Source organism: Helicobacter pylori SA221C (assembly GCF_000476855.1).
Classification (GTDB): Bacteria; Campylobacterota; Campylobacteria; order Campylobacterales; family Helicobacteraceae; genus Helicobacter; species Helicobacter pylori_DK.
On record NZ_CBPT010000003.1, the window covers coordinates 58,092 to 73,265 of the forward strand.

19 protein-coding genes are annotated in these 15,174 nt (G+C 40.4%); 6 read left to right on the forward strand and 13 right to left on the reverse strand.

Annotated elements, in window-relative coordinates:
- Positions 1–8: 8 nt before the first annotated feature.
- The 10 genes from rpmC to rpsJ are packed head-to-tail and all read right to left on the reverse strand — an operon-like array spanning position 9 to position 4,743.
- Complete coding sequence (gene rpmC, locus QU01_RS02905; RefSeq protein WP_000877894.1) at positions 9–209, reverse strand: 50S ribosomal protein L29; 201 nt, start codon at positions 207–209, stop codon at positions 9–11.
- The gene (rplP, locus tag QU01_RS02910; protein ID WP_000928961.1) at positions 196–621 is read right to left on the reverse strand and encodes a 50S ribosomal protein L16; all 426 of its coding nucleotides are present in this window, start codon (positions 619–621) and stop codon (positions 196–198) included. Before rplP ends, rpmC begins: the two co-directional genes overlap by 14 nt.
- Positions 622–623: 2 nt before the next feature.
- Positions 624–1,328 carry a 30S ribosomal protein S3 gene (gene rpsC / locus QU01_RS02915; protein ID WP_000529972.1) on the reverse strand — a complete coding sequence of 235 codons (705 nt, stop codon included), beginning with the start codon at positions 1,326–1,328 and terminating at the stop codon, positions 624–626.
- Between the two features lie 3 nt (positions 1,329–1,331).
- Positions 1,332–1,700: a 50S ribosomal protein L22 gene (rplV, locus tag QU01_RS02920; protein WP_000030375.1), complete on the reverse strand. Its 369-nt coding sequence runs from the start codon at positions 1,698–1,700 to the stop codon at positions 1,332–1,334.
- Positions 1,701–1,709: 9 nt separating this feature from the next.
- Positions 1,710–1,991, reverse strand: a complete 282-nt coding sequence (rpsS, locus tag QU01_RS02925) for a 30S ribosomal protein S19 (protein WP_000091385.1) — start codon at positions 1,989–1,991, stop codon at positions 1,710–1,712.
- 11 nt (positions 1,992–2,002) lie between these two features.
- Positions 2,003–2,833, reverse strand: a complete 831-nt coding sequence (gene rplB / locus QU01_RS02930) for a 50S ribosomal protein L2 (RefSeq protein WP_000985811.1) — start codon at positions 2,831–2,833, stop codon at positions 2,003–2,005.
- A 16-nt stretch (positions 2,834–2,849) separates the two neighbouring features.
- Positions 2,850–3,131, reverse strand: coding sequence for a 50S ribosomal protein L23 (locus QU01_RS02935; RefSeq protein WP_000763613.1), 282 nt, complete (start codon positions 3,129–3,131; stop codon positions 2,850–2,852).
- 3 nt (positions 3,132–3,134) lie between these two features.
- The gene (gene rplD / locus QU01_RS02940) at positions 3,135–3,782 is read right to left on the reverse strand and encodes a 50S ribosomal protein L4 (protein ID WP_033762016.1); all 648 of its coding nucleotides are present in this window, start codon (positions 3,780–3,782) and stop codon (positions 3,135–3,137) included.
- Between the two features lie 34 nt (positions 3,783–3,816).
- A complete protein-coding gene (gene rplC / locus QU01_RS02945; RefSeq protein ID WP_033762013.1) occupies positions 3,817–4,392 on the reverse strand; it encodes a 50S ribosomal protein L3 in 576 nt (191 codons plus the stop codon).
- Positions 4,393–4,428: 36 nt separating this feature from the next.
- Positions 4,429–4,743, reverse strand: coding sequence for a 30S ribosomal protein S10 (gene rpsJ / locus QU01_RS02950; protein ID WP_000411561.1), 315 nt, complete (start codon positions 4,741–4,743; stop codon positions 4,429–4,431).
- Positions 4,744–5,010: 267 nt separating this feature from the next.
- Here rpsJ and QU01_RS02955 point away from each other — a divergent pair, with 267 nt between their 5' ends.
- Both QU01_RS02955 and QU01_RS02960 read left to right on the forward strand, forming a co-directional pair.
- The gene (locus QU01_RS02955; RefSeq protein ID WP_324286955.1) at positions 5,011–6,042 is read left to right on the forward strand and encodes an ATP-binding protein; all 1,032 of its coding nucleotides are present in this window, start codon (positions 5,011–5,013) and stop codon (positions 6,040–6,042) included.
- 349 nt (positions 6,043–6,391) lie between these two features.
- Positions 6,392–6,973 (forward strand): hypothetical protein, encoded by a 582-nt coding sequence (locus tag QU01_RS02960; protein WP_033762011.1) that lies wholly within the window; start codon positions 6,392–6,394, stop codon positions 6,971–6,973.
- On the opposite strand, the gene QU01_RS02965 is transcribed toward QU01_RS02960, so the two are convergent.
- The 3 genes from QU01_RS02965 to fumC are packed head-to-tail and all read right to left on the reverse strand — an operon-like array spanning position 6,947 to position 9,252.
- A complete protein-coding gene (locus QU01_RS02965) occupies positions 6,947–7,561 on the reverse strand; it encodes a ribonuclease HII (RefSeq protein ID WP_033762009.1) in 615 nt (204 codons plus the stop codon). The two genes, QU01_RS02960 and QU01_RS02965, sit on opposite strands and share 27 nt — an antisense overlap.
- Before the next feature lie 30 nt (positions 7,562–7,591).
- Positions 7,592–7,843: a hypothetical protein gene (locus tag QU01_RS02970; RefSeq protein WP_033761999.1), complete on the reverse strand. Its 252-nt coding sequence runs from the start codon at positions 7,841–7,843 to the stop codon at positions 7,592–7,594.
- Positions 7,844–7,860: 17 nt separating this feature from the next.
- On the reverse strand, positions 7,861–9,252 hold the full coding sequence (fumC, locus tag QU01_RS02975) for a class II fumarate hydratase (RefSeq protein ID WP_033761998.1): 1,392 nt from the start codon (positions 9,250–9,252) through the stop codon (positions 7,861–7,863).
- A gap of 174 nt (positions 9,253–9,426) precedes the next feature.
- Here fumC and crdA point away from each other — a divergent pair, with 174 nt between their 5' ends.
- Genes crdA through QU01_RS02995 form a run of 4 tightly spaced genes read left to right on the forward strand, consistent with a single transcriptional unit; the run spans position 9,427 to position 15,174 of the window.
- Positions 9,427–9,804, forward strand: a complete 378-nt coding sequence (gene crdA / locus QU01_RS02980) for a copper resistance determinant CrdA (RefSeq protein ID WP_000731626.1) — start codon at positions 9,427–9,429, stop codon at positions 9,802–9,804.
- A 4-nt stretch (positions 9,805–9,808) separates the two neighbouring features.
- Entirely contained in the window at positions 9,809–11,047 is a 1,239-nt protein-coding gene (gene crdB, locus QU01_RS02985) for a copper resistance outer membrane protein CrdB (protein ID WP_033761997.1), read from the forward strand.
- Positions 11,044–12,060, forward strand: a complete 1,017-nt coding sequence (locus QU01_RS02990; protein WP_033761995.1) for an efflux RND transporter periplasmic adaptor subunit — start codon at positions 11,044–11,046, stop codon at positions 12,058–12,060. Before crdB ends, QU01_RS02990 begins: the two co-directional genes overlap by 4 nt.
- Positions 12,061–15,174: an efflux RND transporter permease subunit gene (locus QU01_RS02995; protein ID WP_033761993.1), complete on the forward strand. Its 3,114-nt coding sequence runs from the start codon at positions 12,061–12,063 to the stop codon at positions 15,172–15,174.

Consider the following 15,174-nt stretch of genomic DNA (forward strand, 5'->3'; position numbering starts at 1 on the left):
ACCCTTTTTTACTCAACGCTAGAAGAATAATGCGCATTAATGGCCGTGTTAATGCGAGCGATATTTCTTCTGGCTTTCTTAATCTCGTTAGGATTACTCAATTGCATGGTCTTTAACTTAACGCGCAACTCAAAAAGCTCCGCCTTTTTAGCATGCAACAACTCTTCTAATTCCTTGATACTTTTATCTTTCAATTCAGTATATTTCATTTTCGCTCTCACAAGTTACAATTTTGGTTTTAAAAGGAAGTTTGCTCTGAGCTAACGCTAAGGCTTCTCTCGCTAGTCCTTCTTCAATGCCTAGCATTTCATAAACGATTCTGCCCGGCTTGATATTCATCACCCATTTTTCCACAGAGCCTTTACCTTTACCCATCCTGGTTTCTAAAGGTTTAGCGGTCAAAGGCTTATCGGGAAACACTCTAATCCACACCTTACCCGCTCTTTTAATGTGCCTTGTCATGGCCACCCTTGCGGATTCAATCTGGCGTGAATCAATCCTCCCATGCTCTATGGCTTTAATCGCAATATCCCCAAACGCAATAGAGTTACCACGATGGGCTTTCCCACGATTGCGCCCTTTCATTTGCTTTCTGTATTTTGTTCTTTTTGGCATTAACATGATTATTGCCTCCCTCTTCTGCTTCTTCTAGGCTCTCTTTCTTCTTTAGCCTCTTCTTTTTTCTCAAATTGGATGCCTTTTTGCAAAACTTCCCCTTTGAAAATCCACACTTTCACGCCAATAATACCATATACCGTCATCGCTTCAGCAAAGCCGTAATCAATCTTAGCCCTTAAGGTGTGTAAAGGCACGCGCCCTTCCATATACCATTCGGTGCGAGCGATTTCAGCCCCTGCTAAACGGCCAGAAACACGCACCTTGATCCCTTTAGCGCCGGATTTTAACGCCGCTTGCATGACTTTTTTCATCGCGCGGCGGAAAGCGACCCTTTTTTCTAGCTGGGTGGCTACATTTTCTGCGGCTAATTGGGCGTCAGCTTGGGGGCGTTTGACTTCTTTAATATTAATGGAGACTTCTTTTTTGATGAGCGTTTTTAAGCCTTCTTTGACTTTTTCAATATCCACGCCTTTTTTACCAATGATAAGCCCTGGGCGAGCCGCTACAACCGTAACGCGCAGTTTTTTAGCCGCTCTTTCAATCACAATCTCGCTCACGCCGGCATAATAAAGCTCTTTTTTAAGGAATTTCCTAATCTTATTGTCTTCATCAATATTGCTTGGAGCGGTGCGAGCGCTAGGGAACCATCTGGAAGTCCAATTCCTATTAATACCTAATCTTAAACCTACCGGATTAACTTTTTGTCCCATGCCCTACTTACCTTCTGCTTGATTTTTTTTATGGCTTTTAGAAGATTTCATTTCTTTCCCTTCTGCTACTTCTACGAATACATGAGATGTTGGCTTTCTAATGGCTGTGGCTCTGCCTTTAGCCCTTGGAATGGAGCGCCTAAGCACAGGGCCAGCATCCACTCTGCAAGAAACAATCAGAGCGCTCTTGGCGTCTAAAGAGCCGTTAGCGACCGCAGAAGCCACCACTTTTGAAAGCACTCTAGCCGCTTTATTGGGCGTAAATTCCAAACTAGCGATCGCTAATTCAGCGTTCATGCCTTGAATCTGTCTTGCAATCAATCTGGCTTTAGTAGGAGATAACCGCACAAATCTTAATAACGCTTTACTCATTCTACCCCCTTACTTGCCAATCTTTTTTTGGACACTGCCTTTGTGCCCTTTAAAAGTTCTTGTAGGAGCGAATTCCCCTAACTTATAACCCACATGGTTTTCTGTGATATACACAGGGACAAAAACCCTTCCGTTATGCACATTATAAGTAAAACCAATCATTTCAGGCAAAATGGTGCTTCTTCTAGACCATGTTTTAATCGGGCGGTTATCCTTACCCTCTTTTGCCTTGAGCGTTTTTTTCATCAAGTGGTCGTCTATAAAAGGACCCTTTTTAATTGACCTAGACATTCTTTAACCCTTTATTTATGTTTCTTTCTGGAAATGATGAGCTTGTCGCTAGCTTTTTTCTTTCTAGTTTTATAGCCCTTAGCTGGAGTGCCCCAAGGCGATACAGGATGACCGCTTGTCCCTGTTTTACCCTCACCCCCACCATGCGGGTGATCCACTGGGTTCATCGCGCTACCACGAGTTTGTGGGCGAATCCCTCTGTGGCGGTTACGCCCTGCCTTACCGATAGAGACATTGATAAAATCTTCATTCCCTACCACGCCAACACTCGCCATGCATTCGCTTAGAATGTAGCGCATTTCAGAGCTTGGCATTCTAAGAATGGTGTATTTATTTTCCCTACCCATGATTTGAGCGCTCATTCCTGCGCTTCTGGCTAATTGCCCGCCAGCCCCTGGATGCATTTCAATGTTATGCACCACCGTTCCTATAGGGATATTTTTTAACTTCATCGCAAAGCCCACTTTAATATCCAAACCGCCTTCAGCAGCGATAACGCTATCGCCCACTTTCAAACCGCTTGGCTGTAAAATATAGCGTTTGTCCCCATCAGGATAGACTACAAGAGCGATGCGCGCGTTTCTGTAAGGATCATACTCAATCGCAGCCACTTTCCCTTCAATGTTGTATTTGTTGCGCTTGAAATCAATAATGCGATAGAGTTTTTTAGCCCCTCTCTCTTTGTGGCGGCTAGTGATGCGCCCGTTATTGTTTCTCCCTGCTGTTGCTTTAAGCTTAGTGAGTAAGCCTTTGACACTGCTTTTTGCGGTAATGTCTTTAGAGTCCAACACCGACATGAAGCGTCTGCTTGGGGTGTAGGGCTTATAAGTTTTAATCGCCATAACGCTTTCTCCTTTCTTAAGCGCCAAGGGCGGCAATGCTAGCGCCCTCTGGAACTTTCACATAAAATTTCTTAAACGATTTTCTTTGTCCAAGCTTCCCTCTAAAGCGTTTCACCTTACCCTCTTGTTTCAAAGAATTGATTTTCAAAGGCTCAAAGCCAAAGTAAGTTTTAAACACTTCTTTGAGCTGGTTTTTGGTTACATTTTGAGCCGTTTGAACCACTAAAACGCCTTTTTCTTGCAATCCTAATGACTTTTCAGTGTAAAGAATTGACTTTATATCCATGATGTCTGCCATTTTTTACTCCTCTGTCTTATCTTGCACCACATGCTGAAACGCTGCTTCTTCCATCACTACAGAGCTAAACGCCGCTAAAAGATAAGCGTTTAACTCGCTCACATCAATAATGAGGCATTTTTTAAGGTTACTAAAGGCTAACTCGGTGTATTCGTCCATGTTCATGCACACAAACAAAGTGTCTCGTTGCTCTAAAGCCTGGAACATTTGGTTGGCTTCTTTAGTCAAATGCTTCCTTTTATTGTCTTCAACCACGCCTTTTATAGCGATTTTTTCCACCACAAAAAGCTTGTTCGCTTGCGCTTTTTCTTCTAAAGCGTATTCTAAAGCCAAGCGTTTTTGTTTTTTATTGATTTTAAGGTTGTAGTTGCGCTTATTCGTAGCCCCATGAGAGACACCCCCACCCACAAACACAGGCGAAGTGATGCTTCCTGCTCTGGCTCTTCCGCCCCCTTTTTGCGCCCAAGGCTTCCTACCGCCCCCGCTCACTTCAGCGCGGTTTTTACTTTTAGCGGTATTAGCGCGCGCAGAAGATAAATAATGTTTCACATAAAGATAGAGGTTATGGCTGTTGATACCCCCATATCTTTTAGGTAACTCCACGCTACCCTTTTCTTTCAAATGGCTGTCTAAAACGATGGCCTTACTCATATCAAACCCTTTATATTATATTCAATGTATGGTTTTATACCGCTCTAATGCGTCCATAAGCCCCAGAAAAGCCGGCCACTGAACCCTTTAGCACTAACACCATACTTTCTTTATCAAAAGAGAGTACCTCGTTTTGGCAAGTAACTAGCTCATTGCCATAATGCCCTGCCATTTTCCTACCCTTTTGCACTCTTCCTGGCCATTCTCTGTTACCAATAGAACCAGGACGGCGGTGGAAACGGCTCCCATGCGCTGCAGGCCCGCCTTGGAAATTCCAACGCTTCATCACCCCCACAAAGCCTCTCCCTTTAGTTTTAAAGCTCGCTTTAACCCTTTTAAGCGTTTCTAAAGCGCTCAAATCCAAATCGCCCAACTCTTTTTGTTGGGAAGCTTTTAAGGTGGCGAAATGGTTAAACTCTTTACTGAGTTGGTATTTCTTTTGCTGGCCTTCAATCGCCTTATTGTGTTTTTTATGCATCGCATAGGCCACTAAAGCTTTCCCATTTTCTAGCTGGCACACTTTCGCTTGCAAGACTTTAAGCAAGGTTACAGGCGTGCTGTTAGCATCAATCGTGCGGCTCATGCCTATCTTTTGAACTAAAAATTCCATATCTAACCCTTATTTTATGATCTCAATGCGTTAGGACTACTTCGTTTCCATAGAAGTTACTTCTACATCCACTTCAGGAGCTAAATCCAACTTCATCAAGCTATCCACGGTTTCTGGGGTGGCCGAGATAATATCAATCAATCGGCTATAAACCCTAATCTCAAACTGCTCTCTTGAATCCTTATTGACATGCGGGGAGCGTAAAACGGTGTAACGCTTATTCTTAGTCGGTAAAGGGATAGGCCCTCTAATTTCAGAACCCGAGCGCTTTACGGCTTCCACGATAGCCACAACAGAGCGATCCAACACTCTATGGTCATAAGCTTTGAGCTTCAACCTGATTTTTTCCATAAACTCTCCTAAAAGAACTCGTTTCATTCGTTACTCAAAAACAGAATAAAACAATAAAATAAAAACTGAAATACTACTCAAAATGCGCCATTTAGTCAATAAATTTTGCTGTTTTTAGGGCTTTTTAGAGATTTTTACTTCCTTTTTATAAGGAAATATAAAGAAAATGCGCTACGATTATCTTATTCAATCCCCTTTATAAGGAAGTTCATGCCCCTTTCTTGCTTGCACCCTTTTGGGCCTTTTGAAACCCCTAAAGAGCCGGCTTTGAACAACCCGCTTTCAAACCCACTTTCAAGCGATAAAATCTGTCTTTTAGGACCGATGAAATCCGGTAAAACCACTTTCGCCCTCAAACTAGCAAAGGATTTTAAAAACCCTGTGTATATCAATTACAATGACATGCGTTTGAATAAAAACATTCTAAGCTCATGGCTTTTAAAATGGCATTTGGAAAAGAAAATGGATTTGCTCATTTTAGATCGTATTGAGCGCTTGGATTTCAGCCTGCCTAAGCTTTCTAAAATCGTTCTTATCCCTAATTATTTAAGCCCCATAACAGCACCCAATTTTAGCTTGCGCTATGCGTTAGGGCTGAATTTTAAAGAATATATTAGCTTTTTCAAGCCCAACACCCCTAAAAACACCCTGTTTAACCGCTTTTTAAGAGACGGCAACGCTTTAGACTCGCTTTTTATAGAAAACGAGCAAGAAAAAATCCTAAAAAAACAAGAAAATATCAAACTAGTCTTTCAAGCTTACGCCCCCTTAATGGCTAAAATCTGCGCGCATCAATCTAAATTTGTGAGCGCTTTTTATCTTTATACGCAATTCAAAAAAGAGCTTAAAATTTCTAAAGACACCCTTTATAAATTTTTACACGCGCTAGAAAAACAACGCATCCTTTTTTTAGTCCCCAGTTTTGAAAATAATAAAACCAAATTGTATCTGTGCGATTTTGCCCTGCCTTATAGCCTAACTCCTAGCCCCTCGCTTTTAAGCGTTTTTGAAAACATGGTTTTTTTAGAGCTTTACAAGCAATTCCCAAAATATGAGCTTTACTCCCATGATAATGGGATTTTTATCTTGCATAAAAATTCTACCAACAAGCTCGCCCTCATCGCCCACGCTTTCCCCACGCCCCATTTTTTAGAAAAACAGCTTCTATGGTGCCATGAGCATGGGTTTTTAAACATTATAGTCGTTTCTATCAACGCCCCTATTTCAGCAACCAATACCCCCTACAAACACCTTAATTTCATTGATTTTTCTTTGGATATTCAATCTATTTTGGTATAATAGTTATTATGTATTTATGTATTTATGTATTTATGTATTTATGTATTTATGTATTTATGTATTTATGTATTTATGTATTTATGTATTTATGTATTTATGTATTTATGTATTTATGTATTTATGTATTTATGTATTTATGTATTTATGTATTTATGTATTTATGTATTTATGTATTTATGTATTTATGTATTAAAATTATTACACATTTTTTTATATTATTAACATGTATTTTATTTTTTCTTAAGCTAATCCACTATAAGCTATCCTAGTATTTCGCCTTTTTGAGAAATACCGCCTACCCTAAAAGCGTAGGGCATTTTTAATATTCTTTTATAGAAAGGAAGTTATAATGAAAACATTGACAAAATTAAGTCTTTGCGCCTTTTTGTCCCTAAGCCTTTTCACTCAAGCAGTGCATGCTGAGAGTTTGCAAGACATCGCAGACTACCCTAATTGGCTTAAAATCAATCTTTTTAACGAAAAGAACCCGCCCAATCAATATGTCGGATCGGCTTCTATTTCCGGTAAAAGAAACGATTTTTATTCCAATTATATTCCCTATGATGACAAATTACCCCCTGAAGAGAACGCTGAAAAAGTGGCTTTTTTAAGGGCTAAAATGAACGCTTACAGCACTTTAGAAAGCGTTTTAATCACTACAAAAATGTGCAATCGCATTGTTAAAGCGCTTCAAGTTAAAAATAACGTTATCAGCCATTTATTCGGGCTTGTTGATTTTTTAACCTCTAAATCCATTTTGGCTAAAAGGTTCGTGGATACCACCAACCATCGTGTGTATGTCATGGTGCAATTCCCTTTCATTCAGCCTGAAGACTTAATCGCTTACTTTAAAGCCAAACGCATCAGTCTTTCTTTAACGAGCACTACCAACCTCAGCGCCATTTTAAACAAGGCGTTGTTCCACCTCTAAGAGTTTGGGATTTAAGATGCGGTTTTTAAGCGTGAAGCTATGCCGATGAAAAGGCGTAGCCCCTAGCTTAATGATCGCTTCTATATGCTGTTTAGTCCCATACCCGCAATTCTTATCCCAGCCGTATTCCTTAAACAAAGCGTGCAATTGTCGCATTTCTCTGTCCTTAAAGGCTTTCGCCAAAACAGACGCCATAGCGATTTGAGCGATTGTTTCATCGCCCTTGATGATGGTTTGTATATTGGGGTATCGTTTGTTCAAGCCAAACGCCGTGTTGCCGTCTATATTGATTGTTTGAGCTAAAGGGCTTAGCGTTTCTAAAATTTCTTGCACAGCGAGTTTCAAACACACCCCTAAGCCCAAGCGATCAATTGCATCTGCGCTTTTTTTAATGATGCAAAATTCCACCTCATCATGCGATTTGATTTTATCTTCCAAGAAAAAACGCTTTTTGGGGCTGAGCTTTTTGCTGTCTTTTAAGCCCATTTTTAGAAATTCTAACGCTGTTTTTTCATTACACACCACCCCAGCCACAAAAAGCGACCCGACCAAACACCCCCTACCCGCTTCATCAATACCTAAAATCATTGATACGCAACCCAACCGGTATAAAAATCCTTACTCACACGCTCCATGCGTTATCCTGTTTTCTCTTAATTTCTTAATAAACTCTGTTAATTCTTTTTCAAAGTTTTTCACGCTTTTTCTGTCGCTTGGCGGTGAAGGGATAGTCAAGGAATACGCCCCATCAGTCAGCTTGGCATGCTTGCTTCCAGATTCCAAATAAAGATTCAAATCTTTATTGTGATGCAATGCTTCTTTTAAGATCTTACGAATCTCTTTGCTATGAGTGGTTTTTTCAGGTTTCATCTCGCACGCCCAAGGTTTCAGGCCTTAGGTCCGATCATCTTTTCAGGCACCACGAATTGGTCAAAATCTTCAGCGCTCAAGAGTTTCAGTTCCAGCGCGCTTTCTTTTAAAGAAATGCCTTTTTTGTGGGCGTTTTTAGCGATTTTAGCGGCGTTTTCATAGCCTACATGCGGGTTTAGGGCGGTTACTAGCATCAAAGAATGGTGCAAGTAGTAATCAATTTTTTCTTTGTTAGGCTCAATACCGCTTACGCAATGGGTATTAAAACTTTCCATGCTATCGCTTAGTAGCCTTAAACTTTGCAAGAAGTTATAAATGATCACCGGCTTGAACACATTCAATTCAAAATTACCCTGACTGGCCGCAATGCCAATAGCGGTATCATTCCCCATCACTTGCACGGCCACCATTGTCATCGCTTCGCATTGCGTAGGATTGACTTTACCGGGCATAATAGAACTGCCCGGCTCGTTTTCAGGGATATTAAGCTCGCCCAAACCACAGCGCGGTCCGCTCGCAAGCCATCTAATATCGTTAGCGATTTTCATTAAATTCGCCGCTAAAGCCTTAAAAGCCCCATGCGCATAAGCGATAGCGTCATGGCTAGTGAGCGCGTGGAATTTATTGGGCGCAGAGATGAATTTCACCCCGCTAAACTCGCTTAATTCTTCAGCCACTTTTTCACTCAATTCTTTATGAGCGTTTAGACCTGTGCCTACGGCCGTCCCACCTATGGCTAATTCTCTTAAATGCTCCAAACTCTCTAAAATTTGTTGTTTAGAATGCTCTAGCATGCTCGCATACCCGCTAAATTCTTGCCCCAAAGTTAAAGGCGTAGCGTCTTGCAAATGCGTGCGCCCGATTTTGACAATCTCTTTAAATTGCTGGCTTTTGTCTTTAAAGGTTTTTAACAGATTCTCTAAACTGGGCAGTAGTTTGTGTGTGATTTCTAGCACGCTCACAATGTGCATAGCGGTAGGGAAAGTGTCGTTAGAGCTTTGAGACATGTTCACATCATCGTTAGGGTGGATGAGTTTTTTCTCCCTGAAATTACCCCCTAAAATTTCGGTAGCCTTATTGGCAATGACTTCATTGAGATTCATGTTCGTTTGAGTCCCGCTCCCTGTTTGCCATATCGCTAAGGGAAACTCGCCGCACAACTCGCCTTTTAAAATGCAATCGCACGCCTTGATAATGGCTTGCGATTTTTCCAGGCTTAATTTCCCCAACTTGTGGTTAACTACCGCCAGACTCCTTTTGAGTTTGGCAAACGCGCCAATGAGTTCTTTAGGCATTTTTTCAGTGCCGATTTTAAAGTTTTCAAGACTGCGTTGCGTTTGAGCCCCCCAGTATTGGCTATCATCTACTTTGATTTCGCCCATCGTGTCATGTTCGATTCTAAATTGCATGCTAATCCTTTGAAATTTGATTTTAAAACCTTAAAAAAATAGCATAAACTCTTATACCTTCTACTTAAAACCCCCATTTTTTTAAAAACCATTTCCACAATTTTTACACACAAGAGGGTTATCATTCGTCCGCAACAAGAATTTTCTTGTTATCTTAATGTAAAGGTCAAAACGATGAAAAAGTTAGCCGCTTTATTTTTAGTAAGCGTGTTGGGGGTTATGAGTTTAAATGCATGGGAGCAAACCCTAAAAGCCAATGACTTGGAAGTGAAAATCAAATCCGTGGGTAACCCCATTAAAGGCGATAACACTTTCGTGCTTAGCCCCACTTTAAAAGGTAAGGCTTTAGAAAAAGCTATCGTTAGGGTGCAGTTTATGATGCCTGAAATGCCCGGCATGCCAGCGATGAAAGAAATGGCGCAAGTGAGTGAAAAAAACGGCCTTTATGAAGCTAAAACCAATCTTTCTATGAATGGGACATGGCAGGTTAGGGTGGATATTAAATCCAAAGAAGGCAAAGTTTATCGCGCTAAAACAAGCCTGGATCTATAAGAGCATGCTCTCTTTTATAAGCGCGTTTGATAAAAGGGGCGTTTCAATACGCCTTTTAACAGCTTTGTTACTGCTTTTTAGTTTGGGTTTGGCTAAAGATTTAGAGATCCAATCTTTTGTAACTAAATACCTTTCTAAAAATCAAAAAATACAAGCCCTACAAGAGCAAATTGACGCTTTAAGTTCTCAAGAAAAAGTCGTTAGCAAATGGGATAACCCTATTTTGTATTTAGGCTATAACAACGCTAACGTGAGCGACTTTTTCAGGCTGGATAGCACCTTAATGCAAAACATGAGCTTGGGTTTGTCTCAAAAAGTGGATTTAAATGGTAAAAAACTCACGCAATCTCAAATGATTAACTTAGAAAAACAAAAAAAGATATTAGAGCTTAAAAAAACCAAGCAGCAATTGGTGATTAATTTAATGATAAATGGCATTGAAAATTATAAAAACCAACAAGAAATAGAGCTTTTAAACGCAGCGATTAAAAATTTAGAAAACACCCTCTATCAAGCCAACCATTCCAGTTCGCCCGATTTAATAGCGATCGCCAAGCTAGAAATTTTAAAATCGCAATTAGAAATCAAAAAAAACAATTTAGAAGAAGCGCTATCCAATAGCCATTATTCTATGGGTGAATTGGCTTTTAAAGAAAACGAGATTTTAAGCATTGCCCCTAAAAATTTTGAATTTAATAAGGAGCAAGAGCTGTATAACATTAACGCTACCAATTACGATATTGCGATCGCTAGGCTTGATGAAGAAAAATCGCAAAAAGACATCACTTTGGCTAAAAAAAGCTTTTTAGAAGACGTGAATGTTACCGGGGTGTATTATTTCCGCTCCAAACAATACTATAACTACGACATGTTTAGCGTCGCTTTGTCCATCCCCTTACCCCTTTATGGCAAGCAGGCTAAATTAGTGGAGCAAAAGAAAAAAGAAAGCTTGGTGTTTAAAAGCGAAGTGGAAAACACCAAAAACAAAACGTGCCACCTGGCCCTAAAACTCCTTAAAAAATTAGAAACCTTGCAAAAAAACCTAGAATCACTCAATAAAATCATCAAACAGAATGAAAAAATCGCGCAAATTTATGCGCTTGACTTGAAATCTAATGGCGATTACAACGCTTATTACAACGCTTTTAACGACAAAATCACCATTCAAATCACCCAGCTTGAAACCTTAAGCGCTCTAAATAGCGTTTATTTATCTTTACAAAACCTTAAAGGATTAGAATGAAACGGCTTTTATTGTTCGCCTTGATTTTATTTTTTAGCCCCTTATTCGCTAACGCTCAAGAAACCAAAGAGACTAAAAAAACTAAAGAAACTAAAAGCCAAATCCGTTTTAATATTTCCACCACTAAAGTTATAGAAAAAGAATTCGCCCAGAGCCGGCGCTATTACGCGATTTTAGAGCCTAATGAAGCGCTGATTTTTTCTCAAACCCTGCGTTTTGATGGCTATGTGGAAAAGCTTTATGCGAATAAAACCTATACCCCCATTAAAAAGGGCGATAGGTTATTGAGCGTGTATTCCCCTGAATTAGTGAGCGCTCAAAGCGAATTGCTATCATCATTGAAATTCAACCAACAAGTGGAAGCGATTAAAGAAAAACTCAAACTATTAGGGTTAGAAAACTCCAGCATTGAAAAAACCATCAGCACTCATCAAGTCCAAAATGAAATGACCATTTACTCTCGTTTCAGTGGCGTTATTTTTAAAAAAAGTCCGGATCTCAATGAGGGGAGCTTCATTAAAAAAGGGCAAGAGTTGTTTCAAATCATAGATTTAAGTCAATTGTGGGCGCTTGTTAAAGTCAATCAAGAGGATTTAGAGTTTTTAAAAACCACGCATCAAGCGATCTTGTTCGTAGAAGGGATTAAAGGCGAGCAAGAAATCACGCTTGAAAACATCAACCCTATCATCAACAAAGAAGATAAAATGCTAGAAGCGCGTTTCAATGTGCCTAATACTAAACAGCTTTATTACCCTAACATGTTCGCTCAAGTAGAAATCTTTCACAAACCAAAAAAAATGAAGATTTTGCCTAAAGAAGCGGTTTTGATTAAGGGGGGGAAAGCTATCGTGTTTAAAAAAGATGATTTTGGCTTAAGCCCGTTAGAAATTAAAGCCGTTCGCTTGAGCGATGGGAGTTATGAAATTTTAGAGGGTTTAGAAGCGGGCGAAGAAGTCGCTAATAACGCTTTATTCGTGCTAGACGCTGACGCTCAAAACAATGGGGATTATTGAATGATAGAAAAAATCATTGATTTAAGCGTTAAAAACAAACTCCTTACCGCTTTAGTCACTCTACTCATTTTTTTAGCCTCTTTGTGGGCGATAAAAAGCGTTCGTTTAGACGCTTTGCCGGATTTAAGCCCCGCTCAAGTGGTCGTGCAAATCACTTACCCCAATCAAAGCCCTAAAATCGTGCAAGAGCAGGTTACTTACCCGTTAGTTTCTACTTTCATGAGCATCGCTAACATTGACACGGTTAGGGGGATTTCTAGCTATGAAAGCGGCTTGATTTACATCATTTTTAAAGACGGCGTCAATTTGTATTGGGCTAGGGATAGGGTTTTAGAGCAGCTAAACCGAGTGAGCAATTTACCTAAGGACGCTAAAGTGGAAATAGGGAGCGATTCCACTTCTATTGGCTGGGCGTATCAATACGCCTTATCTAGCGATAGCAAGAATTTAAGCGATTTGAAAGTCTTGCAGGATTTTTATTACCGCTATGCGCTTTTAGGGGTTGATGGGGTGAGTGAGGTCGCAAGCGTGGGGGGCTTTGTGAAGGATTATGAAGTAACGCTTCAAAACGATTCTCTGATCCGCTATAACTTGAGTTTGGAACAAGTCGCTAACGCGATTAAAAATTCCAATAACGATACCGGTGGGGGGGTTATTTTAGAAAACGGGTTTGAAAAAATTATAAGATCGCATGGCTATATCCAATCTTTGAAGGATTTAGAAGAAATTGTCATTAAAAAAGAAGGGGCTATCCCTTTAAAAATCAAAGATATAGCCAGCGTGAGACTAGTGCCAAAACCACGCAGAGGAGCGGCTAATCTCAATGGCGATAAGGAAGTGGTGGGGGGGATTGTGATGGTGCGCTATCACGCTGACACTTATAAGGTGCTTAAAGCCATTAAAGAAAAAATCGCCACCCTACAAGCGAGTAACCCTGATGTGAAAATCACCAGCGTGTATGACAGGAGCGAATTGATTGAAAAAGGCATTGACAATTTGATCCACACGCTCATAGAAGAAAGCATCATTGTGCTAGTCATTATTGCGATTTTCTTACTGCATTTCAGGAGCGCTTTAGTGGTGATTATCACTCTGCCTTTAAGCGTGTGCATCAGTTTCTTGCTCATGCGTTATTTCAATATTGAAGCGAGCATCATGAGTTTGGGGGGCATTGCGATCGCTATAGGGGCGATGGTGGATGCGGCGATTGTGATGGTGGAGAACGCTCACAAGCATTTGCAACACATTGATACAAAAGATGATATCCAAAGGGTTAATGCTATCATGCAAGGGGTTAAGCATGTGGGGGGCGCGATATTTTTTGCTTTAATGATCATTGTGGTTTCTTTCTTGCCTATTTTCGCGCTCACCGGTCAAGAAGAAAAGCTTTTTGCCCCTTTAGCTTACACCAAAACCTTTGCCATGCTAGTGGGAGCAATGCTCTCTATTACGATAGTCCCTATTTTAATGGTATGGCTCATTAAAGGGCGGATTTTAGAAGAGTCTAAAAACCCGATTAACGCTTTTTTCATCAAAATTTATGGCGCAAGCTTGAAGGTTGTGCTTAAGTTCAGATACGCTTTTTTGATAGCGAGCGTCTTAGGTTTAGGGGGCTTGTATGTAGCGTATAAAAAACTTAATTGGGAATTTATCCCCCAAATCAATGAAGGGGTAATCATGTATATGCCTGTAACGCTTAATGGCGTGGGCATTGATACCGCTTTAGAATATTTGAAAAAAAGCAATAGCGCTATCAAGCAATTAGATTTTGTCAAACAGGTTTTTGGTAAAGTGGGGCGCGCTAACACCAGCACCGATGCCGCCGGTTTAGGAATGATAGAAACCTACATTGAATTAAAGCCAAAAAACGAATGGAAAGAAAAGCTCAGCTATAAAGAAGTTAGGGACAAATTGGAAAAAACCCTGCAATTAAAAGGCTTGACTAATTCATGGACTTACCCCATTCGTGGGAGAACGGACATGCTCTTAACCGGCATTAGAACGCCCCTAGGCATCAAGCTCTATGGTAACGACACGGACAAATTACAAGAATTAGCGATCCTTATGGAGCAACAGCTCAAAACCCTAAAAGAAAGCTTGTCCGTCTTTGCCGAGCGATCCAATAACGGCTACTACATCACGCTAGATTTGAACGATGAAAATCTGGCTCGTTACGGCATCAATAAAAACGCCGTGTTGGACACGATTAAATTCGCTCTGGGCGGAGCCACGCTCACGACCATGATTAAAGGCGTAGAAAGCTACCCTATTTCTTTACGCTTAGAAGACACCGAAAGAAACACCATTGAAAAATTAAAAAACCTCTATATTAAAACCGCTTACAATTACATGCCCTTAAGAGAATTAGCCCATGTGTATTACGACAATTCGCCGGCGGTGTTAAAGAGCGAAAAGGGCTTGAACGTGAATTTTATCTATATCGTGCCGCAAAATGGTATCAGCTCTGACACTTACAGGCAACTGGCTCAAAAAGCGCTAGAAAAAATCCAATTGCCCAGCGGGTATTATTATGAATTTAGCGGCGAAAGCCAGTATTTAGAAGAGGCGTTTAAAACCCTACAATACATCGTGCCGGTGAGCGTGTTTATCATTTTTATTTTAATTGTCTTTGCTTTAAAGAATCTCACTAATTCCTTATTATGCTTTTTCACTCTGCCTTTTGCGTTTTTGGGGGGGTTGATTTTTATGAATCTCATGGGCTTTAACATGAGTGTGGCAGCATTAGTGGGCTTTTTAGCCCTTTTAGGGGTAGCGAGCGAAACGGCTATTGTGATGATTATTTATTTAGAAGACGCGTTTCAAAAATTCATCAAAACCCCTTTAAAAGAGCAAACGACTACCGCCTTAAAAGAAGCTATCATGCATGGGGCGGTGCTTAGGGTAAGGCCCAAGCTGATGACCTTTTTTAGCATTTTAGCTTCACTCATTCCGATCATGTATAGCCATGGCACAGGAAGTGAGATCATGAAATCCATCGCCGCGCCCATGCTAGGGGGCATGATAAGCAGCGTTGTTTTAACGCTTTTTATTATCCCTACGGCGTATTTTGTGATTAAAAACGCTAGGGTTAAAAGCGCTAGGAATAAAATATAG